20 protein-coding genes are annotated in these 24,408 nt (G+C 61.6%); 8 read left to right on the forward strand and 12 right to left on the reverse strand.

The window, feature by feature from the left end:
* The 4 genes from GSQ93_RS31120 to GSQ93_RS31135 all read right to left on the reverse strand — a co-directional run.
* The coding region (locus GSQ93_RS31120; protein WP_158939744.1) for a hybrid sensor histidine kinase/response regulator at positions 1-1,814 on the reverse strand (1,814 nt) is incomplete at its 3' end.
* A gap of 167 nt (positions 1,815-1,981) precedes the next feature.
* A complete protein-coding gene (locus tag GSQ93_RS31125; protein WP_158939745.1) occupies positions 1,982-2,353 on the reverse strand; it encodes a hypothetical protein in 372 nt (123 codons plus the stop codon).
* Positions 2,354-2,626: 273 nt separating this feature from the next.
* A complete protein-coding gene (locus GSQ93_RS31130; RefSeq protein ID WP_089162774.1) occupies positions 2,627-2,968 on the reverse strand; it encodes a hypothetical protein in 342 nt (113 codons plus the stop codon).
* A gap of 152 nt (positions 2,969-3,120) precedes the next feature.
* Positions 3,121-3,870, reverse strand: coding sequence for a response regulator (locus GSQ93_RS31135; protein WP_158939746.1), 750 nt, complete (start codon positions 3,868-3,870; stop codon positions 3,121-3,123).
* 247 nt (positions 3,871-4,117) lie between these two features.
* On the opposite strand from GSQ93_RS31135, the gene GSQ93_RS31140 reads away from it, so the two are divergent.
* Both GSQ93_RS31140 and GSQ93_RS31145 read left to right on the forward strand, forming a co-directional pair.
* On the forward strand, positions 4,118-4,903 hold the full coding sequence (locus GSQ93_RS31140; RefSeq protein ID WP_158939747.1) for a response regulator: 786 nt from the start codon (positions 4,118-4,120) through the stop codon (positions 4,901-4,903).
* A 140-nt stretch (positions 4,904-5,043) separates the two neighbouring features.
* The gene (locus tag GSQ93_RS31145) at positions 5,044-6,345 is read left to right on the forward strand and encodes an ATP-binding protein (protein ID WP_254074162.1); all 1,302 of its coding nucleotides are present in this window, start codon (positions 5,044-5,046) and stop codon (positions 6,343-6,345) included.
* On the opposite strand, the gene GSQ93_RS31150 is transcribed toward GSQ93_RS31145, so the two are convergent.
* Positions 6,332-8,614, reverse strand: a complete 2,283-nt coding sequence (locus GSQ93_RS31150) for a response regulator (protein ID WP_216857701.1) — start codon at positions 8,612-8,614, stop codon at positions 6,332-6,334. The genes GSQ93_RS31145 and GSQ93_RS31150 overlap by 14 nt on opposite strands.
* A 627-nt stretch (positions 8,615-9,241) precedes the next feature.
* Between GSQ93_RS31150 and egtD the strand changes: the two genes are divergently transcribed.
* The gene (egtD, locus tag GSQ93_RS31155; RefSeq protein WP_158939749.1) at positions 9,242-10,222 is read left to right on the forward strand and encodes an L-histidine N(alpha)-methyltransferase; all 981 of its coding nucleotides are present in this window, start codon (positions 9,242-9,244) and stop codon (positions 10,220-10,222) included.
* A gap of 399 nt (positions 10,223-10,621) precedes the next feature.
* On the opposite strand, the gene GSQ93_RS31160 is transcribed toward egtD, so the two are convergent.
* The 5 genes from GSQ93_RS31160 to GSQ93_RS31180 form a co-directional block, all read right to left on the reverse strand.
* Positions 10,622-10,918, reverse strand: coding sequence for an acylphosphatase (locus tag GSQ93_RS31160; protein WP_158939750.1), 297 nt, complete (start codon positions 10,916-10,918; stop codon positions 10,622-10,624).
* Positions 10,919-11,107: 189 nt separating this feature from the next.
* Positions 11,108-12,289 (reverse strand): hybrid sensor histidine kinase/response regulator, encoded by a 1,182-nt coding sequence (locus GSQ93_RS31165; protein ID WP_158939751.1) that lies wholly within the window; start codon positions 12,287-12,289, stop codon positions 11,108-11,110.
* 32 nt (positions 12,290-12,321) lie between these two features.
* Positions 12,322-12,930 carry a chemotaxis protein CheB gene (locus GSQ93_RS31170; protein ID WP_158939752.1) on the reverse strand — a complete coding sequence of 203 codons (609 nt, stop codon included), beginning with the start codon at positions 12,928-12,930 and terminating at the stop codon, positions 12,322-12,324.
* Positions 12,931-12,932: 2 nt separating this feature from the next.
* Complete coding sequence (locus GSQ93_RS31175) at positions 12,933-13,775, reverse strand: protein-glutamate O-methyltransferase CheR (protein WP_158939753.1); 843 nt, start codon at positions 13,773-13,775, stop codon at positions 12,933-12,935.
* 12 nt (positions 13,776-13,787) lie between these two features.
* On the reverse strand, positions 13,788-16,958 hold the full coding sequence (locus GSQ93_RS31180) for a response regulator (RefSeq protein ID WP_254074163.1): 3,171 nt from the start codon (positions 16,956-16,958) through the stop codon (positions 13,788-13,790).
* A gap of 209 nt (positions 16,959-17,167) precedes the next feature.
* Between GSQ93_RS31180 and hpnA the strand changes: the two genes are divergently transcribed.
* Both hpnA and GSQ93_RS31190 read left to right on the forward strand, forming a co-directional pair.
* Positions 17,168-18,190 (forward strand): hopanoid-associated sugar epimerase, encoded by a 1,023-nt coding sequence (gene hpnA / locus GSQ93_RS31185; RefSeq protein WP_158939755.1) that lies wholly within the window; start codon positions 17,168-17,170, stop codon positions 18,188-18,190.
* A gap of 160 nt (positions 18,191-18,350) precedes the next feature.
* Positions 18,351-18,875: a hypothetical protein gene (locus GSQ93_RS31190; RefSeq protein WP_158939756.1), complete on the forward strand. Its 525-nt coding sequence runs from the start codon at positions 18,351-18,353 to the stop codon at positions 18,873-18,875.
* A gap of 52 nt (positions 18,876-18,927) precedes the next feature.
* Here the strand turns inward: GSQ93_RS31190 and GSQ93_RS31195 are convergent, their stop codons facing one another.
* Together GSQ93_RS31195 and hpnC are read right to left on the reverse strand one after the other, a co-directional pair.
* A complete protein-coding gene (locus GSQ93_RS31195) occupies positions 18,928-20,115 on the reverse strand; it encodes a glycosyltransferase (protein WP_158939757.1) in 1,188 nt (395 codons plus the stop codon).
* A 68-nt stretch (positions 20,116-20,183) separates the two neighbouring features.
* Positions 20,184-21,044, reverse strand: coding sequence for a squalene synthase HpnC (gene hpnC, locus GSQ93_RS31200; RefSeq protein WP_158939875.1), 861 nt, complete (start codon positions 21,042-21,044; stop codon positions 20,184-20,186).
* A gap of 760 nt (positions 21,045-21,804) precedes the next feature.
* On the opposite strand from hpnC, the gene ispH reads away from it, so the two are divergent.
* The 3 genes from ispH (at position 21,805) to GSQ93_RS31215 (ending at position 24,369) form a co-directional block, all read left to right on the forward strand.
* On the forward strand, positions 21,805-22,773 hold the full coding sequence (gene ispH / locus GSQ93_RS31205) for a 4-hydroxy-3-methylbut-2-enyl diphosphate reductase (RefSeq protein ID WP_158939758.1): 969 nt from the start codon (positions 21,805-21,807) through the stop codon (positions 22,771-22,773).
* 13 nt (positions 22,774-22,786) lie between these two features.
* A complete protein-coding gene (hpnH, locus tag GSQ93_RS31210; RefSeq protein ID WP_158939759.1) occupies positions 22,787-23,941 on the forward strand; it encodes an adenosyl-hopene transferase HpnH in 1,155 nt (384 codons plus the stop codon).
* A 176-nt stretch (positions 23,942-24,117) separates the two neighbouring features.
* Positions 24,118-24,369, forward strand: coding sequence for a hypothetical protein (locus tag GSQ93_RS31215; RefSeq protein WP_089162788.1), 252 nt, complete (start codon positions 24,118-24,120; stop codon positions 24,367-24,369).
* Positions 24,370-24,408 lie beyond the last annotated feature (39 nt).

The raw sequence follows: 24,408 nt of genomic DNA on the forward strand, positions 1-24,408 counted from the left end.
ATGTCCGGTGAATCCAGCGAATCAGCCGTGTGAGCTGCGTCGTCCAGCGCAGTCACCGGCGCGGCGGACGGCACGTAGTATCGCGGCAGATAAAGCCGCACGGTCGTGCCCCGCCCCGGCACGCTGTCAAGGCGCGCGGTACCGCCCGCCTGCTCGCACGCCGCCAGCACTTGCGCCAGCCCCAGGCCCGTACCCGAACCGCTCAACTTGGTCGTGAAAAGCGGCTCGAACGCACGCCGCGCTGTTGTGTCTGGCATGCCTTCGCCGCTGTCGGTGAACGCAAGCAGCGCGTATTCACCATCGGGCAAAGCGTTGTCGGCCGTCACGCGAACGTTCTGGCTGCGGATGACAAAACGGCCGCCGCGAGGCATTGCATCGCGGGCATTCACGGCAATATTAATGATCGCGAATTCGAGTTCAGTCGCGTCCGCGCGGACCTGCCACATGTCCGGCGACACTTGCACTTTCACCTGGACCTTCTCGCCGGCCGCCGTTTCGATCAACCCCGCCGCTGCGGGCAGCCAGACGGCGAGGTCGATCGGCTCCTGCTTGAGCGGTTGCTTGCGGGCGACGCTGAGCAAGCGTCGAGCGAGTGCTTCGGCGCCAGCGGTCGCGCGCTCTACCGCCAAAATTTCCCGCTCGAGCCCGTTGAAATTCTTGCGCCGCGCAAGCTCCATATTCGCCGCCACCACCATTAGCAAATTATTGAAGTCATGCGCCACGTTGGCCACCAGATTGCCGAGCGCGCCCATGCGCCGTAACTGCCGGCTGGATGCCTCGGCCGAGAGCCGCATGGCGACTTCCGCCTGCCAGCGTTCCCATGCGGCCTGCTGCGCGCGCAACTGGCGCAGCGAAAACAACACGAGCACCCAGACCGCGACGCACGGCGCCGCTGTAATCACGGCTATCAGCGAGTAGTGCTGCCGCCACTCGGCAAAGATCGCAGCGGTCGGAATGGCGCTTGTCACATAGAGCGGATAGTCCCCCACGCGACGAAACGCGACCACGCGCTCGACGCCATCGACACTCGAGCGTATCCGAACGCGTCCGAACAGTTCGTTGTTATGCATGGCGCTGGTGAAAGCCGTGTCGCGGACGTGTGTGATGCTGGCGCGGTTAGGCGGCTCGCGCACGAGAATGCCGCCGTCGCGGCGAAACAGGCCAACGCTCATGCCGGGTTCACCAGTCGATAGATCGCGATAAAACCCCGCGAAATAATCGCGTTTGAGCGCGATCGAGACAACGCCCGCAAAACGGCCGTCGTTCAGGCTGCGCCCGACGCTGGTCGTAAATACATCGGCTTGCTGGACGCTGCCGAGGAGCGGCAGGGAAAAATAAGGGTCCGGGCGGATGGAGCGAGCAGAGGTGAAGTCGTCGCGATTAGCAATCGAGACTGTTGGCACCGGGAAATAGCGGTTGCTGGCGAGCATCTCGCCCGTCACGCCGAAAATGGTGATGGCCGCCACCTGGGCAAACGATTCGCCGATCACGCTCAGGCGATCATGGATGGCTTTCTGATTTGCGTGGATCTCGGCGTCGTCGCTATCGGCGAGCATTTCCACTATGCGTGTCGATATTTCGCGGTTGAGGTCGAGCACCTTGACCGCTTGTTCATCGGCGACACGGGCTACACGGTCGGCGATATCGTTGGATTCGATCATGCGACGCTGGTAATCGTAATAGCCGTAGCCAAGCAGGAACACGATAGGAAAAAGGATCGATGCCGCCAGCACGACCAGCAGGATTCGCCGGGTCGCGGCAAAATTACGCAACGGCAATGGCAGGTCGAGTGCGGCGGAATCCGAAGAGTGCAAAGCGTCAGGGCTCCAAGATTGGGTTCGCTCGTACCGGGATTGGTTATATCGCGCTCGGGGCAGCTCTGCCAGCAACAGCAACCAGCAACTGGCAACTGGCAACTGGCATAGCTCGAAAAGACCTCGAAAACCTGATCACCTGGGGCCGAGCGAAACGCCCAACCCTGTTACTGCGGCTTTGACATTGTCCCACTACCATTTGGTGACGCAGTGGTCGAGTTGCTATTTGCGCTGGAACCGTTGCTCTTCATATTCGGCGTGGAGCCAGTACCCGTTCCCATGCCGCCACCCACTGCGTTGCCACCCGGCGCGCCACTCATTCCCGCTCCGTTGGACCCGCCGCCACTCGTTCCGCCCGCCCCGCCGCCGCCCACGCCTGCACCACCGGCCGAGCCTCCCCCCGCTGAACCGCCTCCAGCACCGCCACCCCCTGCGCCGCCTCCGCCTGCACCGCCCGCCTGCGCATACACACCGCCCGCAGCGCCTGACAGACCCAGTACCAGCGCAGACACCAAAATCTTCTTCGATACGTGTTTCATTGCAGCCTCCTTGAAATACCGTTGGGTGCGTTGCGCAGGACTCAGGTCGCAACGCTCGCTCTCCAATCAGTGCAAGGGGCATGCCGCGGCAGCAGCTATTCTATAAGCGGTAACGCTTGCCTGGCGGGCGTTTCAGGGATCGTATGCCCGCAGTACTTGTGACCTTGGTTTGGTTTTTGACTAGTTTTTGCCCGGCACGCCGATTGATTTAGGCACGTCCAAAACAAAAAACCGGGCTTGTCAGCCCGGTTTTTTCAATGCGAAGTTTCGGTCTTACCAGCCTTGTTGCTGGTAATAACCTGCTTGCGGCTGCGGTCCGCACGGTACATAAGCACGGCGGTAATCGTCGAAGCAATATCCCGGCGGCGGGCCAGGTTGATAGGCCGGCTGTGCATAAACAGGTTGCGCATAAACCGGCTGATACACCGGCTGCGCGTAGACAGGTTGTGCGTAGACCGGCTGAGCTACAGCGGACCCCACCAGCGCACCAATGACCGCGCCGCCCAACAGTGCGCCGACTACCGCACCACCGTCTCCGCCACCCCCGTGTGCGGACGCCTGACCTGACATGGCAAGACTTCCGGCCAACACCAACACTGCTGCTACGCGTTTCATTTGAGTTCTCCAGATCCCTGGGTCGGGACTATGGAACTGATCTTATGCGGGTACAGAAGAAATAACTGATGCAGTTGGTAACGGATCATTTCAGCGGATACATATTCACGGGCAGCTTTTTACGCACACAGTTCAGAAAGGCCGAGCGTCCTTCACGCTTCAGTCGATGCCCGCCGGATAGCCCGCTCCACTGCGCCCGTCTCGCCATGCGGCACGAAGATGTAGCCCTGTCCCCAGACCGTCTGGACATAGCGGGGGTCCGATGGATCGGCTTCCAGCAAGCGCCTTAGCCTCCATATGGACACGTCCAGACTGCGGTCCCTGTAGCTTCCCGCCTGACCGCGCAGCTTCTCGTTCAGCTGCGCACGCGTGAGCACGACCATCTCGTTTTTAACGAAGATCTTCAGCGTGGCGAATTCGCCGGAACGCAATGGCACTCGTTCGCCGTTGTGACGCAGTTCGCGCGCGGCGAAATCGACTTCGTAGGGACCAAAACGATAAGGCGGCCGGTCTTCCGGCGCACCCGGCGCCGCCGCGTCGCGACGCCTCAGCACCGTACGGATGCGAGCGAGCAATTCACGTGGATCGAAGGGTTTGGCCAGGTAATCGTCCGCGCCTAATTCGAGTCCGATCACACGGTCGATCACGTCCGAACGCGCCGTCAGGAAGATCACCGGGATGTCGTCGCCGGCCGCACGCAATTCGCGCAACGCGCTGATGCCGTCCTGCTCGGGCATCATCACGTCGAGCACGACAATTGAAGGCCGCTCGACGTCGAGACGTCGTTTGAGACCTGTACCGTCGTGCAGCACCGAAACTGCCAGGCCGTTGCCTTGCAGATATTCGCGAACGAGGTCGCGCACTACGGGATCGTCGTCGACGAGGAGAACATGATGGGTCATGCGATTCATTCTAAGACGCCAAAGCGCCTTTTCGCGACACTGATTCCTTTCCGCTTCTTTCATCGAATTGCACGGCAAGAAAGTACCCCAATCATCTGATCAAAGCGCTTACCCGCCCGGGTCAACGCGTGCGGGCTTTTCGTGCCACGCCAACAGGTCATTTTTGCGGGAGTTTCGGGTAAGAATCGGTAACTATCTTTGAGTAGATGAAAAACCGTACTTTTACGATGCCAGCTAAAATTTCACCATGACTACATCCGTATTGATCGTCGACGACGACCCGGCGGTTTGCGACCTCCTCAGCCGCTTCCTGAAAGCGCGCGGACTGGACGTTTCCGTCCTTCACGATGGCACCGGCCTGCGCCGGCGGCTGGAATATGCACGCCCGTCCATCGTGGTGCTCGACATCATGATGCCGGACATGGACGGCCTCGCTGCGCTTCGCCAGGTGCGCGCCGCCGGTGACGACATCCCCGTGATCTTCGTCACCGCGCGCGACAGCGTGACGGACAAGGTGGAAGGGCTGGAACTTGGCGCGGACGATTACCTGCCGAAACCCTTCGATCCGCGCGAACTGCTCGCCCGCATAGACACGGTATTGCGGCGGCGCGCGCCCGCGTCAACGGGACGGCCGGAAGCCTGTGCAAGCGAACGGTTCGGGCGCTTCGAGCTCGACTTCGTCACGCGTGCGCTGGTGAGCGCCAACGAGCGCATTCCGCTGCGCGACAGCGAATTCGCGTTGCTCAAGGTGCTCGTACGGCATCCCTACAAAGTGTTGTCTCGCGTGCTGATCCATGATCTCGTGCATCGCGACGACAGCACGTTTAGCGACCGCAGTCTCGACGTACCCATCTGGCGGTTGCGCAGGATTATCGAGGAAGATCCGGCCAGCCCGCGTCATGTGCAGACGGTGCGCGGTCAGGGTTATGTCTTCATTCCCGATCCCGATGGTGCCCGCAACGCGAATACGGAGCCGCAATCAGCGCCGGACATCCCCGCTTCCTCCACGCCCGACCGCGCTTCTACGGTATGAAACTCTTTGGCACGGCGCGAGATCAGGATTCGCGCGGCAGCAACAGCGCCCGCATCGGGTCAGGTCGTGCCGCGTCAGCGCGTGCCTGGAGCCGCAACCGTTCAGGTCGCGGCAATCCGTTCAACACGCTGTTCGGGCGCATGGCGCTCATTTCGCTGGTCGTGCTGTTTGCCGTGCAGGCCTGCTGGTTCGCCGTGCTCACCGTGCAGCGGCCGCATCACGACGCGGAAGGTTACGCGCGGGGATTGATGCTCGTACTCGCCGCTGCGAACGACGACGCGCGTCAAGGCGTGCGGCTCGCGCCTGCGCTGAGCGTGCAGTTGGTGTTGTCATCGAACCTGCCTGAAGGCATCACCTTGCGCGAGCCAGACAACGGCCCCGTCGTGCATTTGCTGCGTGAGTTGAGGAACGTGCTGCCGCCGGGTACGCGGCTCGCCGTCGATGGCCCCAAGCACGCGCAGCGTCTCTGGGTGCGTTATCCGAACAGTCCGAACTGGATCGTGACGCCGGTCGACCTGCCGCCCGCGCCGCCTATCCTGATTGAATCGGTGGGGATGTTGATGGCGGCCGTCATCCTGTCGCTGGTTGCGGCGTGGCAATTGCAGCGGCCGTTGTCGCGCGTGGCGCAAGGCGCGCGTCAGTTCGGCGCGGGCGAGCGGCCGGTCCCGGTAGACGAGCGCGGACCGCGTGAGCTACGCGACCTGATCCGCGCGTTCAACCAGATGATGCGGCGGATCAACGACGCCGATGACGAGAAAGCCGTCATGCTCGCCGGCATCGCGCACGACCTGAAAGCGCCGCTCACGCGCCTGAAACTGCGGGCCAGTGTCCTGGTGCAGGATGACGCCGAGCGGGCGCATTTTATCCGCGACATCGACTCGCTGACACGCATCGTGCAGCAGTTCCTGGAATTTGCGGCCAACGTGCCGACGAGCGGACCCGCTGTCAGCGTGGACGATTTTCTCGCGGAGCAATTCGCGCAAGATGAAGCCGGCGATTCGCCCCTGTTCCGCCTCGACCTGGGCGCTGGCCATGCATTCCACTTGCCGCGCACCTTGCTGGACCGGCTGGTCACCAATCTGGTCGATAACGCGCTGGAACACGGCGCCCCGCCCGTCGACATTACTACGGGCAAGCGCAATGACGAGTGGTTCATCACGGTGCGCGATTACGGCGACGGGATCCCGCCCGAGCGTCTGGACGATGCCCGCAAGCCCTTCGTCCGCCTGGACCCGGCGCGCGCGGGCGATGGTCATTGCGGACTGGGCCTTGCCATCGTCGGACGCCTTGCACATGAGCTTGGCGGCCGCTGCGATATCGGCAACGCGGCAGACGGCGGACTGACCGTGCGGATCGTCATTCCGATGGACGAATCCGCCCACGCGGGCTTCGGCGCGGTTTTACACACCGCCCATGTGCCCGAAGCCGTCATGGCTTCCTGAACACCGCCTGTTCGAGTTCATCGAAGCTGAACGGCTTTGGAAGCAGGGTCGCGCCGCTCAGCTCGTCGCGAAGCTCAGCCGCAATGCCCGTCCCGTAGCCGGATGCCAGCACCACATGCACACGCGGCTGCAAACGCTTCATCGCGCGGGCCAGGTCGAGGCCGGACATGCCGGGCATGCGGACATCGGTGAGCAGGACATCGAATAATTGCTGTGCGATCAGGTCGAGCGCGGCCTGCGCACTGTCCACCGCGAGCACTTTCGCATCGAGCAACTCCAGCAGCTCGCGCGTCGCTTCGCGGGTGTTGGCGTCGTCCTCCACAATCAGCACGCGTAGTGGCTGAGGCTGTGTTTCAGGCTCGGCCACTTCAGCCACTACGGGAGCGTGAGGCGCGTCCGGCATATCGGGCGCCTCATAAACCCGCGTACGAAACATCCAGCGCACCTTGCGGGCCAGTGCATCCCGCCGATACGGCTTGCTGATCAACGCCACGCCCGCATCAAGACGGCCACCGTGCACGATCGCGTTTTCGGTATAACCCGACGTAAACAACACCTCCAGCGCCGGCAGCATGTCCTGCGCGCGCCGAGCCAGTTCGACGCTGCGCATCGGTCCCGGCATCACGACGTCGCTGAACAGCAAATCGACGTGCACGCCGCTTTCGAGCACGCTCAGCGCGCTCTGGGCATCCACGGCTTTCAGCACCCGGTAGCCAAGCTGGGTCAACATGTCCACGGCGGTCGCGCGGACGTTCGGATCGTCCTCCACCACGAGAATCGTCTCCGTGCCGCCCGTCACCGGATCATTCGCGGCTTCCACGCGCACCACCTCGTCCTTCATCGAGCGCGGCAGATAAAGCTTGACCGTCGTACCGTGGCCAGGCTCGCTATACAGATTGATATGGCCGCCGGTCTGCTTCATGAAACCGTACGCCATGCTCAAGCCCAGACCGGTTCCCCGGCCTTCGGCCTTCGTCGTATAGAAAGGCTCGAAAGCGCGTGCGAGCGTTTCCGGCGACATGCCGCAACCGGTGTCCGAGACGGCAACCATCACGTACTGGCCGCTCGCCAGGTCGTCGTGATGGCGCGTGTAATCGTCGTCGAGCATCGCGTTGCCCGCCTCGATGGTCAGGCGGCCCGCGCCGTCCATCGCGTCACGCGCATTGATCGCCAGGTTCACGATCACGTTCTGCAGATGATTCGGATCGGCCAGCGTGTTCCACAAGCCGCCCGATACCACCGTTTCCATTTCGATGGTTTCGCCGAGCACGCGGCGCAGCATGTCGTCGGAACTGCGCAGCAGCCGCGAGATATCGAGCGCCACCGGTTCAAGCGGCTGGCGTCGCGCGAACGCGAGCAATTGCGACGCGAGCTTCGCGCCGCGCTCGACGGCTTCATGCGCGCAGGTGAGACGCCGCGTGAGCGTTTCGTTGCCGTCCGATTCCTGTATAGCGAGTTGCAGGTTTCCGCCAATCACTTGCAGCACGTTGTTGAAATCGTGGGCCACGCCACCCGTCAGCTTGCCGACGGCGTCCATTTTCTGCGATTGCGCCAACGCGGCGGCTGTTTCGCGTCGCTCCACCTCGCTCGCCCGCAATGCTGCCAGCGCTTCTTCAATGCGGGCCTCCAGCGTCTCTCGATGCCGTTCCAGCACCTCGCTCAAGCGCTTTTGCTCCTGCAGCGCGGCGTCGAGCGAACGCACGCCGAGCACGCGCTCGGTGATATCGCGGGAAATCGACACGAACCATTGCGCACCGCTTGGCTCCTTCACCGGAGACACCGACACGTCCCAGTATTTCGGCGTGCCTTTTGCTGTCGGGCAGAGCGCTTCGAAGCGCGAATGATGGCCTTGCCGGGCGTTATCGATTGCTTCGACCAGCACATGCCGCGATTCCTCCGGCCATAGCGACGCCCACGACTTGCCCTTGAGCGGCGCGAAATCATCGATTTCCATCAGGCAGATGCCGTTGGCGTTCATGAATTCGAGCGTACCGTCGAGCCGCAGGATCTTGATGCAATCCGTGCTGCCGTTCAGCACGCTCAGGAAAAACCCGCCGGAATCGAGCGAAAAGCCTGGCGTGTTAGCGGGCTGACCGTTAGTAGCAAGTCCGGTTTCCGGCTCGGGCGCAGCCGGGATGGCGCCGTGAAAACCGAACGGCTTGTCGGGTGGTGCCGCAGGCTCGGGCAGTTGGACCGGCGCCGGAATGCTGTACGCACCCGTGTCGTCGAGACGTGCGATGACGGGATCGGGACTAGCGGAGTCGGTCATGAATCGGGCACTGAAGAGAGAAAGGCGAGGACAGCGCGAGGTGTTTTTCAAGTCGATGCGCTGCAACGTGATCGGCAAGGGAAAGCAAGCATTGCGCCAGTGCGACGCAGCACGGCAGCACGCATGGCAGAGGCTTTTGAAGCACCCGCTTCCCTCAGAGATCGCCGCACTTCGTTCACACAACACGTGTAAAAACCAACCCGGTGACGGGTAGTTATTGCGTAGTTGTTGCGTAGTTGTTGCGCAATGGCCTGGTTCCGGGATGGCTTCAGCGTGATATCGAAGACACCGGTACAGTCGGTTATCACGCGAAAATTCTGGAGCGGACCACGACGTATTTTCGCCAATGTCCCTGTGGCTTTTGCCAGGCGGCGATGAGAGGGCACGTTTTGGATCATTGAGCCGCACGACCATCGTGACGATGCACGTCTTAGAAACAGAATAGGAAAGCGCCGTGCGCGCTTCTTGCTCACCCTAAGGTTTCGCTTCCCGGTCGCGTGGCATCTGGCACAGCCCTCACGGCCGGAACGCAGATCGCACTATTCTCGTCACGCGTTTTTCGACGCGCAATTCTCGTCATGGATAACCCGCCGCGCGCTCTGCGCTGCGACAACATGGAGACGTTTCATGCCTCAAGCCACGACGCAGGCCGTTCAGTCGCCGCGCTTTTCCTCCCCGTTCGCCGCAGCCGTTCACGACGGGCTCACGCACGCACCGCAAAAAGAATTGCCATCGATGTATTTGTACGACGAGGTCGGCTCTGCCTTGTTCGAAGTCATCACCGCGTTGCCGGAATACGGCGTGACGCGTGCCGAGGAGCGCGTGTTGAACGCGCATGCCGCCGATATCGTGGCCGCGTTGCCGCGAAACGTGACCGTTGCCGAACTTGGCAGCGGCAGCGGCCGGAAGACGCGGCGAATCCTGGAGGCGTTGTGCAAGAAGCGGCCGACCGAATACTGTCCGATCGAAATTTCGCCGACCGCATTGCAATTGTGCCGGCGAGAGTTGGGCGATATCGAACGAATTTCGATTGTGGGTTACGAGCGCGATTATTTGGCCGGGTTGGCGGAAGTCAGTGCCAACCGGAAAGAGGGCGAAGTGTTGCTCGTGCTGTTTCTCGGCAGCACGATCGGAAATTTTGCGCGGCTGGCGGCCACGCGGTTTTTGAAGTCGATTCGCGGCATGCTCAAGCCGGGCGATTCTTTGCTGCTCGGAATGGATTTGCTCAAGCCGCTGGAGGTGCTCATCGCGGCATACGACGATCCTATCGGCGTAACGGCCGCGTTTAACCTGAATCTGCTTGCACGGATCAATCGCGAACTGGACGCGGACATTCCGTTAGACGCGTTCGAGCATCTTGCGCGTTTCAATCCCGATGCCCGCAGCGTGGAGATGCATTTGCGTGCCAAGCGCCCGGTGAAGGCCACCATTCGCGCAGCGGGATTAAGCGTGGAATTCCGCCAGGGGGAAACGATCTGGACGGAAAGCAGCCACAAGTATCTTCCTGGGGAAGTCGAGCCATTAGCAGCGGATGCGGGATTCGAATGCACGCGGCAATGGCTGGACGACGAATGGGGATTTGCCGAGAGTTTGCTGGTAGCAAAGTAATGCGGTGAAGGCATATCTCACGCAAGGTTAAGGAACTACCGCACGTTCTTTGCCGCCGCCGACGATCGTGCAGCGTATGGCCTCTACTGCTGGAACGAGGCCATCTCCTCTGCGCTCTCGAAAGCGCTTGGGTTTACCGGGATCGCGCTGCGCAATCAATTTCACTCAGCCTTGAGCAATCGCTATGGCGTCGGTACAACGCTGTCGCGCATCTGGAACCGGTGTGGAAAGCCGGTCCGCTGATGACCGGGGGGCGCTCCCGAACTGGCGTGGTTATCCATGTGGAGCATCCGGCGCCGTCTACACCGGGTGAGGCCTTGTCTCGTCTGCAAACGGGATATGACCGGGTCCTCGACTTACCAGGATGCGTTTGCCGCCGGCTTCCGTTAAACCACCCCTTCAGTGCTGCTCAAACCGCTCAAACCGCTTCTCGATATACCGCTCCTCGCTGACCAGATCCGTGACCCGCGCATGCGGCGGCCCTCTGCGTAACCATTCGAGCATCAGGTCGACCTGATTCGCCGGTCCCTGGATCATCGCTTCAACCGATCCGTCCTCCAGGTTGGCTACCCAGCCGCGCACACCAAGCGCATGCGCCCGGCGCAACGTCGCATGGCGAAAACCCACTCCTTGCACCAAACCCTTCACGTGCACGTAATACGTCTCTATTCGAGTATCCAGATCCGGACTCGGCATGTTGCTTCTCCCGATTAGTGCTGATTCGTCACGCCGCCAGATGGGTGCCAAAGGCACACCCCAGCAAACGCCATCAGGCCGCATTTTAGACAAGACCGGGAAAGCCGGCAGTTCGCATGGGATTACCGGGACCATCCAGCACGAAATCGACGCATGACACAACGCTACGACTGACGCACCCGCTCAGCATCACCCCAGCCGGAATGGCTGTGCACCTTCAGCCGTATCGACTCCCACCCGCCGTGCCACCGCTTCGCGCGGCAACGTCACTTCGAATACCGTGCCACTCTCCGCGTCGGAGCGGACTTCGACTCGTCCACCATGCATCTGCGCAATCTCTCGCGTGATGTAGAGCCCCAGTCCAAGCCCGCCGGTTTCCTGTTGCGGCCGTCCCGACCGGTACGGCGCAAAAATGGTCGGCAATACATCGACGGGAATCTCGCCTGCGTTTTGCACGCTGATCAGGACGTCGTCGGCAGCGTCGCCGTTCAGGCGCACCTGAATGGCCGAGCCATCACGCCCATGCGTCAGCGCGTTGCCGATCAAATTCGAAAACACCTGCGACAACAGATCGCCATCGCCCTGCAACAGCGTATCGCCATCGCGGAAAATAAAGATGCGGCCCTTCCCCACCCGCGCCTCGTACTCTTCAACAATATTCTTCGCCAGCGTCATCAACTCCACCGCCCGCGGTTGCAGCGTCACGCGCCCGCCGCGCAGCCGCGCGAGATTGAGCAACTGGTCGACCATGCGCACCATCCGCATGCCGCTGCTCTTGATGCGCGTGCCGATATTCGCCACGTTTTCATCGGGCACGAAGCGCGCAAGATATTCCGCCGATGCAATCACCGCCGACAGCGGCGTACGCAGATCGTGGCCGAGCACGGCCATGAGCATTTCGTTGGCATCGAGGAGTTGCTGGACGGTCGCGAGTTGCGTGGCGAGTTGCTGCTTCTGCTTCTCGATCTGGATAAACACATCCACCTTCGAATTCAGGATCCGCGAGTCGTACGGCTTGTACAGGAAGTCGACCGCGCCCGCTTCGTAACCGCGAAACGTGCGCCCGGTGTCCTGCGCGGTCGCGGTCAGGAAGATGATCGGCACATGCGCGGTGCGCGGGCTGCCGCGCATCAGTTCAGCCAGTTCGAAGCCGTCCATGCCGGGCATGTTGACATCGAGAATGGCGAGCGCGACTTCGTGCTTGAGCAGCAGTTCGAGCGCCGCCGGCCCGGAACTGGCCGCGAGCACCGAGATATCCGGCCGCGCCAGCGACGCTTCCAGTGCAGTGATGTTGTTCTGCACATCGTCCACGATCAGGACGTAAATGGGCGGCCTGAGCGGCTGCCTGACAGATTGCCTGATGTGTTCCATTAGCGGAGTTCCATTAGCGTGTCAGCTTCAAGTCAACGGGGTTCGCGGCGCGTGCCCGCGGCCATGCGCGCCAAGCGGGCGGCCATGACGTCGAGCGTGAGAATGTCGTGCACGCCGCCGCGCGCGATCGCGCCGAGCGGCATGGCCTTGGCCACGGCGGTATGCGGGTCCTGCACCCAGCAGCGCCCGCCTGCCCGCGAGATCGCGACCAGCCCGCGCGCGCCGTCGTCGTTGGCACCGGACAGCACGACGCCGAGCAGGGTATTCGCAAAACATAGCGCCGCCGATTCAAACAGCACATCGACCGACGGCCGCGAAAACCGCACGGGCGGATCGACGGAAAGCGAGATCGTGCAGTCCGGCTCGACCAGCATGTGATACCCCGGCGGCGCAACATAGATCGTGCCGCCGGCGATCTCGTTCTTGTCGTCGGGCTCGACCACCGGCAACTGGCAACGCGCGGAAAACAACGCGGGCAGCAGGCTGGGCGGCTCGCTCCTGACATGCACGACCACCAGCACGGCAGGGCGAAAATTGGCCGGCAGCGCGGGCAGAAGGTGATTCAACGCTTCGATGCCCCCCGCCGATGCCCCAATCACGACGGCTTCGATTGCATCCAGGGAATCAGTCGACGGTGTCATCGCTAGACCTTTTGATACAAACGCTCGCGCGCATCGAAATCGGCGAAGCTGTCCGCGTGTTTTGAAAACCGCAGGCTCTCTTTGCTGCCCAGCCCGAGAAATCCGCGCCGCACCAGCGAATCGCTGAACAGACCCAGCGCACGGTCCTGCAGCGCTCGGTCGAAATAGATCAGCACGTTGCGGCAGGACACCAGATGCGCTTCGAGAAACACGCTGTCGGTGGCAAGGCTGTGATCGGCGAACACCACGCGCGACTTGAGCGTCTGCGAAAATTTCGCCGCGCCGTAGGCCGCGTGGTAGTAGTCGGAGAGCGAGCGTTTGCCGCCTGCCGCCAGGTAATTCTGGCTGAAACTGGCCAGCCGATCCAGCGGGTAAATCCCGCTTTCGGCTTGGCGCAAGGCGTCGGCGTTGATATCGGTGGCGTACAAAACCGTACGGTCCGCAATGTTCTCCTCAGCGAACATGATCGCAAGCGACCACAATTCTTCGCCGCTGCTGCACCCCGCCACCCACACCTTGATGGACGGATACGTCTGCAAGATCGGCACGACCTGCTCGCGAATGGTGCGGAAATAGGGCGGGTCGCGGAACATCTCGCTGACCTGCACCGTGAGGTACTGAAACAGGCGCGAAAACAGCGTGGCGTCGCGGAGAATGCGCTCCTGCAATTGCGACAGCGTCGTAAAACCCAGGTCGTGCAGCGCCTGCGTCAAACGCCGCCGCAGCGAACTCACCGAATAATGGCGGAAGTCGTGCTGATACTTCAGATAAACGGCTTCGAGCAGCAGCTTCAACTCGATGTCGAAAATCGCCTCTTCCGTATTCTTCAGGTTTCGATGCGGCATGGCGGGTGGCGGCTACCGTTGGCGCAACCAGACACGACACAGCGACACCAGCTTGTCGACGTCGATCGGCTTCGAAATATAGTCGTCCGCGCCTGCTTCCAGGCACTTCTGGCGATCGCTCGCCATCGCTTTCGCGGTCAGCGCGATGATCGGCAGCCGCGCGTGCTCCGGGTTCTTGCGGATTTCGGTCATGGCGGCGAAACCATCCATTTCCGGCATCATGATGTCCATCAGCACGAGGTCGATGTCCGGATGACGGGCCAGCGAATCCAGCGCCTCGCGGCCATTACGCGCAATTTCCAGCTTCGCCCCCAGCGGCTCGATCACATGCGACAGCGCGAAGATATTGCGGACATCGTCTTCGGCCAGCAGGATCGTGCGGCCCTCGAATACGTCGTCGCGCTGGCGCGCCGCGCGCAACATGCGCTGCTGCTCGGGCGGCAACGCGCTCTCCACGCTGTGCAGGAACAACGTCACTTCATCTACCAGACGTTCCGGCGACTTCGCGCCCTTGATGATGATCGACTTGGAGTAACGGCGCAGGCGCTGCTCCTCGTCCGGTGACAACACGCGCCCCGTGTAGACGATCACCGGCGGCGACGCATGCTCTTGTGACGTGGATACCCGCTCCAGCAAGTCGTAACCCGAGCCATCCGGCAAGGCCAGGTCCATCACGATGCAATCGAAGGTCGCGCGGTTCATCTGCTCCAGCGCTTCGGCAATCGTCCCGGCTTCCACGATCTCGACCGTCGCGCTTTTCAGCAAGGCATGGATGCTCTGGCGCAGCGCGGGGTCGTCCTCGACCACCAGCACGCGCCGCGTGCCTTGCGCCGAGCGCGCTTCGAGCTTGCGGATTGCGCCCGCCAGCGTGTCGCGTGCGCTCGGTTTGAGTGTGTAGCCGATCGCGCCGAGATGCAGCGCGACATCGGCATGATCCGTCGACGAGACGATGTGAATCGGAATGTGGCGCGTGAGCGGATCGTGCTTGAGCCATTCGAGCACGGTCAGGCCGGACTGGTCAGGCAAGCCGACATCGAGCAGGATGCCGTTCGGCTGCAGGGTTCGGGCTAGTTCGACGCCTTGTGTCGCGGTGGTCGCGTGCACGAAGTCGAATTCGAGTTCATGCGCGAGGTCGTGCAGGATGTGCGCGAAACGCAAGTCGTCTTCAATCGCCAGGATCACGCGATCCGGGCGCTTGCGGTTGGCGCGGTCATCGGCGATGGGTTGCGGCGCCGGGTAATTCGCATTCGGCGCACGCCAGGACGACGGCTCAAGAGAAGAAGATGAAGATGAAGCCGATGCCATTGCCGCGAGGTGCGCGGGCGCATGGCTCTGTACAGGAGCGACACTCGCGGCGGCGGCCGTATCAGTCGCTAAGGCAGTCTCCGGCTCGCTCATATGCCCGATCACATCGAGCTTGGCGGTGACCGTGCCCTCTTGAACAGTCAGCGGCAGCGTGACCGAAAATACGCTGCCCTTGCCCGGCTCGCTCGACACACTCACCGAACCGCCCAGCAACCGCGAGAATTCCCGCGATATCGACAAACCCAAACCGCTGCCGCCGTACTTGCGGCTGGTCGTGCCATCGGCTTGCTGGAACGCCTGGAAAATGAGGTCCTGCTTGTCGCGCGGAATGCCGATGCCGGTATCGCGCACATCGAAGCGCAGCGCGTTTTCGTTGTTGTCCGCCTTGTGCGCCGACACCGTCACCTGACCGTGCTCGGTAAACTTGAACGCGTTCGATAGCAAGTTGCGCAGGACTTGCTGGAGACGCTGGTTATCGGTGACGAAATACTCCTGCACGCCCTCCGCGCGCTCGGTCACGAATTTCAGGCGCTTCGAGTCGGCGATCGGCGCGAAGGATTGCCGCAACGACTGCAACATCCCGTCGATGGCAACCGGCGCGAACTGCACGTCCATCTGCCCCGCTTCCACCTTCGACAAATCCAGGATGTCGTTGATCAGCGACAGCAAGTCGCTGTTCGACGAATGAATGGTCGCGGCGTAACGCACCTGTTCATCGGAGAGATTGCCGTGCTTGTTGTCCTGCAAAAGCTTGGCGAGGATCAGCGAACTGTTCAGCGGCGTGCGCAACTCGTGCGACATGTTCGCGAGGAATTCGGACTTGTACTGGCTCGCCCGTTCCAGCGCCATCGCGTTCGATTCCAGCTCCTTTTGCGCGCGCACCAGTTCCGTTTTCTGCCGCTCAAGGTGCTGCGTGTATTCCTCAAGATGTACGTTGGTCTGCTCAAGCTCCGCCTGCTGCGTTTCCAGCCGCGCCTGCGTTTCCATCAAGACCCGGCCGCGCTCCTCAAGCTCTTCATTCGATACCCGAAGCTCTTCCTGCTGAACCTGTAATTCCTCGCTCTGGCGCTGCGTTTCCTCCAGCAAATCGACCATCCGCGAGCGATATTGCGACGAGCGCAGCGCCATACCCATGGCTTCGGCGGCGTTTTCGAGCAACTCGCGGGTATCGTCGACCGCGTTTTCATCGCCGATAAAACCCACTTCCAGCACGCCGATCACGTTGCCATCGGCCATCATGGGTGCAATCACGCAATGGGTCGCAGGCGCCGATGCCAGCGCCGAGCCGACCGTCAGGAAATTCGATCCCGCGCCCCTGACCTCGATCGCCCGCTTCTCGTCGAGCACTTGCCCAAGCAGCCCCTGACCGCGCTGGATCTGCTGCGGCACGGCATTGTCAGCGGGCAGCGCCCACGCCGCGATGCGCTCGAGCGTATCGCCTTCACGGCTGTACAGCACGGCGACATGCGCGCCCACAAACGGCACTAGCGAGCCGAGGATGCCGTTGCCGATCGCCGCGGGGTCGAGATCGCCGCGCATCTGCAAGCCGATCTGGACTTCGCCCTGCTTGAGCCACGCGGTGCGTTGCAGGTTCAGCCGCGTTTTGATATAGAGATGCCCCACGCCGGCCAGCACGAACATCACGATCACGCCGATCACGCGGTTGATTTGCAGCGCAATCGAGCCGCCGGTGAGCGCGTCGGCGTTCGTGAGGATATAACCCGTGAGCATGAGCACGGAGGCCACGCCAGCGGTAATGAACGGCATGTTGGGCCGGTCGACCCACATGCAGAGCGCGACCGGCAGCATGTAGAACACCCAGATGGCGACGCGCAGCGGCGTGAGCCAGTCGACCGCAAAGATGACCAGCAGCGACATCGCGATCGCGAAGGTCAGCCACACGGATCGATTTCGACTGTCTTTGAACATTGGCTAAAGAATTTTCTTTAAATTTGAGATGTAGCGGACTGAAGCAGCACCGGACCATAGCACGACCCGCAAGCCCTTGTCACATATGGGTTGGCGGCTAATCGACACGCTTCGAAAGACGCGCAACTGTTACCTTTGCAAGACAAAAAGAGGCAAAAATGACTGACCCGTTAGGTGGGTTCGCCCGTGGACGCGTGCTCGTCACCGGCGCATCCGGATTCGTCGGATCGGCAGTCGCCCGCATCGCGCGGGAACGCGGTTTTGACGTTCGCGTAGTCATACGCAAGACCAGTTCCCGGCAAAACCTCGAAGGTCTCGACGCCGAAGTCGTGATCGGCGACATGCGCGACGAAGCCTCCATGCGCGCCGCGATGCAAGGCGTGCGCTATCTGCTGCACGTTGCCGCCGACTACCGTATCTGGGCACGCGATCCGGGCGAGATCGAGCGCGCGAACCTGGAAGGCACCGAGGCCACCATGCGCGCAGCGCTGGCTGAGGGCGTCGAGCGAATCGTGTACACGAGTAGCGTGGCGACGCTGAAGGTGAGCCCGGCGGGAGATATTGTCGATGAAACGAAGCCTGCGCAGGCCCATCAGACCATTGGCGCGTACAAACGCAGCAAGGTGCTGGCGGAACGCGCGGTCGAGCGCATGGTTGCGAATGACGGCTTGCCGGCGGTGATCGTGAATCCGTCCACGCCGATCGGTCCGCGCGACGTCAAGCCGACGCCGACCGGGCGGATTATCGTGGAAGCGGCGACGGGCAAGATCCCCGCTTTCGTCGATACCGGCCTGAACCTCGTGCACGTGGACGACGTGGCGATCGGTCACTTGCTCGCGCTGGAACGCGGGGTGATTGGTGAACGCTATATTCTCGGCGGCGAAAATCTGTCGCTGCAGCAGATGCTGGCGGACATTGCCGGACTCGCCGGGCGCAAGCCGCCGACCATCAAGTTGCCGCGCGGGCCGCTGTATCCGCTCGCAATCGGCGCGGAGCTTTTTGCCAAGTTCAGCGGCAAGGAGCCGTTTGTCACCGTCGATGGCTTGAGGATGTCGAAGAACAAGATGTACTTCACGTCGGCGAAAGCGGAGCGGGACCTGGGGTATCGGGCACGGCCGTATGGCGAAGGCCTGAGCCACGCGCTGGACTGGTTTCGCGCGAACGGCTACCTGAAGAAATGAAGCGATGAAATGAAGCGATGACGCGCGCCACGCATTGCCTGTTGTTTTGATTGCATTTTATGCGTCAACCACGCATTTTGTTACAACGTGTAGCGACGTAGCGCGGTACGCAGCAGTTAAAATCGCAGGTTCGATGCAAGGCTAGCAAGGCAAACAACGCATGAACTTAACTGACCAACTCGGCACGCTGGAATCGAGCCTCGATGAGCTGATTTCCGCTGCTGCTTTTATTCCCGCTTCTATTCCCGCTTCTATTCCCGGTTCTCCCGAGTCGTCTACTGCTTCTGTTGCGGACTCTGCCGTCGAACCGGCAACGGCGGCTTCGCCCGTGGCTGAAGGACAACCGCCCGTGGCTGGAGAAAAGCCCACACTGAACGTCTCGCGCCCTGAAAAGAACCTGATCGCGATGACAATTGGCGGCGTAACGGTGCCATTGAGCCCCGAAGGGGTATCGGAGTTGATCGAGGAATTATCGAACGCGCGCGCTTCGATGGACGTCGAACAGCCGACCGGCCTCCCGAACGGCTGGCAATTTGTCGCGACGAAAAACCCGGTGATGGCCACGCAACGTTATGCGAACGGCGACCGTTTGCTAGTGCTGCGCCATACCGGACACGGCTGGGTGCCGTTCTCTTTCTCGCCCGACACAATCATCGAGATGTATGCGCTGCTGACGAAGCGGTGAGTTGAACCGTATGGGTGGAGTTCTGCCCATACGACTCATCGTATTTTCTCGCTCAGGGCGCCTGGACCCGCGCCTTCCACTGCCCGCCTTTGCCGCGCCAGAACCGTATGGCCGAGCCAACTGTCGCGCTGACATAAAACAGCGCTATTGCCGGCAATAGCGGCGCCCAGAGCATGGAGCGGCGGTAGTAGCGCAGCATCGGCGAATAGGCGCAGCACATGGCGATCCACGCCAGCCACGCCGGCCATCCCTTCGCGCCGAGCGTCAACGCAAGCACCGGCGGCGCGAGATAGATCACGCACATCGCAAGCACCGTCCCGACCAGCAGCACCGCCGAATAACGCAACTGCGTGAACGCCGTGCGCGCGATCATGTTCCAGACTTCGCGCCAGTCGTCATAGGGACGCAGCGATTCGCTGTCACCGGCAAGATCCAGACGGATCGGCCGCGCTGCGTTGACGCCGTTGCGAAACTTGATGCGCGAAGCAAGGCTGCAATCGTCGATCAGTTCGCCACGAATGGATTCGATCCCGCCCGCCTCCACCAGCGCCGCGCGCCGCACCATCATGCAACCGCCCGCGGCGGCCGCCGTGCGGTTACTCACGTTGTTCACCCACGCAAACGGATACAGCTTGGCGAAGAAGAATACAAACGCGGGAATCAGCGCTTTTTCCCACGTTGAGTCGCAGCGCAGCCGCACCATCAGCGAGACCAGATCGCGATCTTCCAGGATCGCGCGCGCGACGAGTTGCGAGGCGGCATCGGCGGGATGGCGGATGTCGGCGTCGGTGAGCAGCAGGTAATCGGCCGGAAAACCCAGCCCGTCGATAGCCGCAATCCCTTGCGACTGCGCCCACACCTTGCCGGACCAGCCGGACGGCAAAGGCGCGGCCGTCAGCACGGTCAGGCGGTCTTCGAAACCGCCGTCGCGCGCGGCGGCCTGAGCAGCGTCGGCGGTGCCGTCGGTGCTGTGGTCGTCGACGACGATCAGATGGAACGATCCCGCGTAGTCCTGCGCGAGCAGCGACGTCACCGCACGGCCGATCACGTCGGCTTCATTGCGCGCCGGCACGATCGCGACCACGGCAGGCCATGCGCCACGACGCGCAATTTCGGCCTGACCGACCGCGTGAACGGTACTTTCGCTGAGCCGTTCGAGGGCCTGCGCGCGCCAGAAGCCACCGCGGCCAAACAACAGGACAAGCCAGATGAGGAGGGACAACCAGGCAATCAGGAGCATCGTCAATTTGGAGCAGGTCGATGATTAAGCAGATTCAACATCAAGAGGGGCGCCACTGCCCGGTTGGGTCAGCTTTCAACCGAGCGCAATTGCACACCCACCCGGCCACGCAGCCGCATCGCGAGTGAACGTACGCCGATGACCGCCCAGTCCGGGCCTTTCAGTACCGGACGCTTGCGGAACACGTCATAGTCGGCCTGTTCGATCTTTTCGAGGATTCGCAAGCCGCCGTGCACGACGCTGCACAGTTCCAGTCCGAAGCGACCGGGCATGCGCACGGCCAGCGGCGCGCCGCCAACGATCATCGCGCGCGCGTGGTCGACTTCATGACGCATCAGCGCGCGCCAGGCATCGTCGCAGATTTGCTCGTCGATATGCCGTTCGGTCACGCCGAAACGCTCCAGGTCGCACAGCGGCATGTAAATGCGGCTCTTCTTCCAGTCGATACCCACGTCCTGCCAGAAGTTGATGAGCTGCAACGCAGTGCAGATCGCATCGGAATCGGCAAGATTCTCGGGCGTGCTGGCGTCGAAGAGATGCAGCATCAGCCGCCCGACCGGGTTCGCCGAGCGCCGGCAATAGTCCATCAGCGCAGGCCAGTCGGCATACCGGGTGGTGTCGATATCCTGATCGAACGCCGAGACGAGATCGTAGAAAGGCCCGAGCGGCAGCCCGTATTGCGCAACGGTGCCGGCCAGTTTCTCGAACAACATGGGATGAACCGGCGCCGGATCACCAGCGGCCACCGCATCCAGCCCGGCGCGGAAATCGGCGAGGCGGGCGTGGCGTTCGGCCGGGTCGAAGACACCTTCGTCGGCAATGTCGTCTGCCGTGCGCGCGACGTGATAGATCACGCCGACCGGCGCACGCAGCCGTTTCGGCAGCAATATGCTGGCTACCGGAAAATTTTCGTAATGATCGACTTCCATAAGACGGTCCAGGTATTCGACACGGCGCGCGGATGCCAGAATGGACATCGACGCACGCAGGTCGTGCGTGCCGGGTCGCTGACGCGTAACAACATTCCGCTCCAGCGCGATTTAAATGTTGGTTAAGCGCAACGGCTCGACACGGAATGAATGCTTGTCGTGCGCTGCCCGAAAACCCGTTGGGAACCAGGTGAAAATCCAGGCGAATCCGGTGCTCTTGTTCAGCCCGCTTATGCAGCCCGCTTGGGTGAGTTACCCGGCATCTGGCCCAACGCGGTGTGGCTTGGATCCGGGACCAATGCTTCGACAGCCGCGGACCCCCGCTGATTCTGCCTGGCAGGGCATTTACCCGGGGCGTTTCATCGTGCCGCGCTGTATAGGTTCGGCTGCCCGCACCCGCGTGCTGCAGCGGCTTAAAAGCGCGTTCACTGCAGCGCCACGCCGGGATCAAGGCCGCTTCGCAGACAATCCGGCGAAAGCGCTAGTTTACCGGCTTCCGCGTCCGCGCAGTAATTCAACCCTGCCGGTAGAAACGGAAACACCCTCTTACAAGCATCCAAAAACTGAACGAGTTAGAATACGCGGTCAACTTCGGCCTTAAAGTTGAAACGAATGGCCCATTGCCAGCCAATTGTTTCCCAAAGCTTTTTCCGAGAATTTCCAAGAAGCTTTAATTTTGCTTACAACAAATCAACCGGATTTGATCGAAGCTTATAGCCGGTTCCATTCGAAACCCGCGCCAGTCGGAGTTCGCCCGAATATGCGTATTATCCTTGCTCAACCCCGCGGCTTTTGTGCGGGCGTGGTCCGCGCGATCGAGATTGTCGATCGCGCTCTTGAACGACATGGCGCGCCCGTCTACGTGCGCCATGAAATCGTTCACAACCGGCATGTCGTCGACAACCTGCGTAGCAAGGGCGCGCGTTTCGTCGAAGAACTCGACGAAGTGCCGCATGGCGCCGTTGCTATTTTTAGCGCGCACGGCGTAGCGCAAACGGTGGAAGCCGACGCAGAAGCGCGCGGTCTGGACGTGCTCGACGCCACCTGCCCGCTGGTGACGAAGGTCCACGTACAGGGCCGGCAATATGTCGCGCAGGGCCGTACGCTGATCCTGATCGGCCATGCGGGGCACCCGGAGGTGGAAGGGACCATCGGCCAGATTCCCGGCACGGTCGTGCTTGTGCAAAGCGAAGCTGAAGTGGCAACGCTCGCGTTGCCTGTCGATGCGCCTGTCGCGTATGTCACGCAGACCACCTTGTCGGTGGACGATACGCGCGACATCATCGACGCGCTGCATCGCCGTTTTAGTGACATTGTCGGGCCGGATACGCGCGACATCTGCTACGCCACGCAAAACCGCCAGGCGGCAGTGCGCGAGCTGAGCAAGCAAGTCGACGTGTTGCTGGTGGTCGGGGCGACCAACAGTTCCAATTCGAATCGTCTGTGCGAGATCGGCGCCGAAACCGGCGTGCCGAGCTACCTCGTGGCAGACGGCTCGGAAGTGAAAGCCGACTGGTTTGCAAATGCGCAGGCTGTCGGGATTACGGCCGGTGCATCCGCGCCGGAAGAAATGGTCAAGCACGTTATTAATGCACTGCGCGCGCTGGGTCCTGTCGAAGTATCGACAATGTCCGGCCGCGAAGAAAAAGTTGAATTCAAACTCCCCGCGAAGCTGACGAAGCCGCTGGCTGCGGCAACGGCATCCGCCGGCGCCCTTCGCGAAGATTAAGGAGCACACGCAATTGTCTATTCCGATGCTGCAAAAAGTCCGGGTTGGCGCTTACATCGCGCGCCAGCATTTCATGCGCAACAAGCGCTATCCGCTCGCGCTGATGCTCGAGCCGCTGTTCCGCTGCAACCTGGCGTGTAACGGCTGCGGCAAGATCGATTATCCGGATCCCATCCTGAACCAGCGCATCTCGATGGCAGACTGCCTCGCGGCCGTCGATGAATGCGGTGCGCCGGTGGTGTCTATCGCCGGTGGCGAGCCGCTGCTGCACAAGGAAATGCCCCAGATCGTGAAGGGCATCATCGCGCGCAAGAAGTTCGTTTATCTCTGCACGAACGCGCTGCTGATGGAAAAGAAGATGGACGACTACGAGCCGAATCCATACTTCGTCTGGTCGGTTCACCTCGATGGCGACAAGCAGGCGCATGACCATTCGGTCTCGCAAGACGGCGTGTACGAGAAGGCGGTTGCGGCCATCAAGGAAGCGAAGCGCCGTGGTTTCCGCGTGAACATCAACTGCACGCTGTTCAACGACGCCGACCCGGAACGCGTGGCGAATTTCTTCGACACGCTCGGGCCGATGGGCGTGGACGGCATCACGGTGTCGCCGGGTTATGCGTATGAACGCGCGCCGGATCAGCAGCACTTCCTGAACCGCGAGAAGACGAAGTCGTTGTTCCGCGACATCTTCAAGCGCGGCGATAACGGCAAGCGCTGGTCGTTCAGCCAGTCGAGCATGTTCCTCGACTTCCTCGCCGGCAACCAGACCTACGAATGCACGCCTTGGGGCAACCCGGCGCGTACCGTGTTCGGCTGGCAACGTCCGTGTTATCTGCTCGGTGAAGGGTATGTGAAGACCTTCAAGGAATTGATGGAAACCACCGAGTGGGACAAGTACGGCACGGGCAAGTACGAGAAATGCGCCGACTGCATGGTGCATTGCGGCTTTGAAGCCACCGCCGTAATGGATACGGTTGCGCATCCGCTGAAGGCAGCGCTCGTTGCGTTGCGCGGTCCGCGCACCGAAGGTGCTTACGCGAAGGACTTGCCGGTCGATAACCAACGCCCGGCGGAATTCGTGTTCTCGAAGCACGTCGAGATCAAGCTGGAAGAAATCGGCCGCGCGAAGAACAACAAGGGCGGCAAGCAAACGACAATCGCGGCCTGAGTTTGAATACGTGAGCTCGGGCTGGGGTGTGAGGCTCGAGCTTATCGCGGCGGCAAAAAAGAACGGGTGGATAAGGTCGCGATGAGCGGCGTTATCCACCCGTTTTGTATTTCAAGATGCGTATGCGCCGCACCCGTGTAGCATCGCGTGTTTTCAAAGCAAACAAGCAGGAAGCAATGGCTGAATTTAGCGTAATGATCAATCTCGGCAAAGCCGATCTGGACGACTACTCTCTCTTGGCGAAGATGCTGCACAAGACCGGCTTCAGCGAGACGAAAGCCGCGCAAGTGGCGGCGGATTATCGGCTGTTGCCGGCGTCGTTCAAGTACTCGAGTGAGACCGAAAACATGACCGCGGTGAGAGAGAAAGCGCTGAAGTCGGCGAAGAGCGTTTCGTCGAAGGCGATGGTGCTTGTGTCGGAATGTTGAGGCGCGGGTGAATGCTGTGAGGGTGGAACTTGCTGCGCA

The sequence above is a fragment of the Burkholderia sp. S171 genome (genome assembly GCF_009766085.1).
Classification (GTDB): Bacteria; Pseudomonadota; Gammaproteobacteria; order Burkholderiales; family Burkholderiaceae; genus Caballeronia.

What these genes read in the sequence shown, in the direction of transcription:
- GSQ93_RS31125 (WP_158939745.1), bottom strand. Translation starts at nt 2,353, where the DNA reads ATGAAACACGTATCGAAGAAGATTTTGGTGTCTGCGCTGGTACTGGGT.
- GSQ93_RS31130 (WP_089162774.1), bottom strand. Translation starts at nt 2,968, where the DNA reads ATGAAACGCGTAGCAGCAGTGTTGGTGTTGGCCGGAAGTCTTGCCATG.
- GSQ93_RS31135 (WP_158939746.1), bottom strand. Translation starts at nt 3,870, where the DNA reads ATGACCCATCATGTTCTCCTCGTCGACGACGATCCCGTAGTGCGCGAC.
- GSQ93_RS31140 (WP_158939747.1), top strand. Translation starts at nt 4,118, where the DNA reads ATGACTACATCCGTATTGATCGTCGACGACGACCCGGCGGTTTGCGAC.
- GSQ93_RS31145 (WP_254074162.1), top strand. Translation starts at nt 5,044, where the DNA reads ATGGCGCTCATTTCGCTGGTCGTGCTGTTTGCCGTGCAGGCCTGCTGG.
- GSQ93_RS31150 (WP_216857701.1), bottom strand. Translation starts at nt 8,614, where the DNA reads ATGACCGACTCCGCTAGTCCCGATCCCGTCATCGCACGTCTCGACGAC.
- egtD (WP_158939749.1), top strand. Translation starts at nt 9,242, where the DNA reads ATGCCTCAAGCCACGACGCAGGCCGTTCAGTCGCCGCGCTTTTCCTCC.
- GSQ93_RS31160 (WP_158939750.1), bottom strand. Translation starts at nt 10,918, where the DNA reads ATGCCGAGTCCGGATCTGGATACTCGAATAGAGACGTATTACGTGCAC.
- GSQ93_RS31165 (WP_158939751.1), bottom strand. Translation starts at nt 12,289, where the DNA reads ATGGAACACATCAGGCAATCTGTCAGGCAGCCGCTCAGGCCGCCCATT.
- GSQ93_RS31170 (WP_158939752.1), bottom strand. Translation starts at nt 12,930, where the DNA reads ATGACACCGTCGACTGATTCCCTGGATGCAATCGAAGCCGTCGTGATT.
- GSQ93_RS31175 (WP_158939753.1), bottom strand. Translation starts at nt 13,775, where the DNA reads ATGCCGCATCGAAACCTGAAGAATACGGAAGAGGCGATTTTCGACATC.
- GSQ93_RS31180 (WP_254074163.1), bottom strand. Translation starts at nt 16,958, where the DNA reads ATGTCGCTGCTGGTCATCTTTGCGGTCGACTGGCTCACGCCGCTGCGC.
- hpnA (WP_158939755.1), top strand. Translation starts at nt 17,168, where the DNA reads ATGACTGACCCGTTAGGTGGGTTCGCCCGTGGACGCGTGCTCGTCACC.
- GSQ93_RS31190 (WP_158939756.1), top strand. Translation starts at nt 18,351, where the DNA reads ATGAACTTAACTGACCAACTCGGCACGCTGGAATCGAGCCTCGATGAG.
- GSQ93_RS31195 (WP_158939757.1), bottom strand. Translation starts at nt 20,115, where the DNA reads ATGCTCCTGATTGCCTGGTTGTCCCTCCTCATCTGGCTTGTCCTGTTG.
- hpnC (WP_158939875.1), bottom strand. Translation starts at nt 21,044, where the DNA reads ATGGAAGTCGATCATTACGAAAATTTTCCGGTAGCCAGCATATTGCTG.
- ispH (WP_158939758.1), top strand. Translation starts at nt 21,805, where the DNA reads ATGCGTATTATCCTTGCTCAACCCCGCGGCTTTTGTGCGGGCGTGGTC.
- GSQ93_RS31215 (WP_089162788.1), top strand. Translation starts at nt 24,118, where the DNA reads ATGGCTGAATTTAGCGTAATGATCAATCTCGGCAAAGCCGATCTGGAC.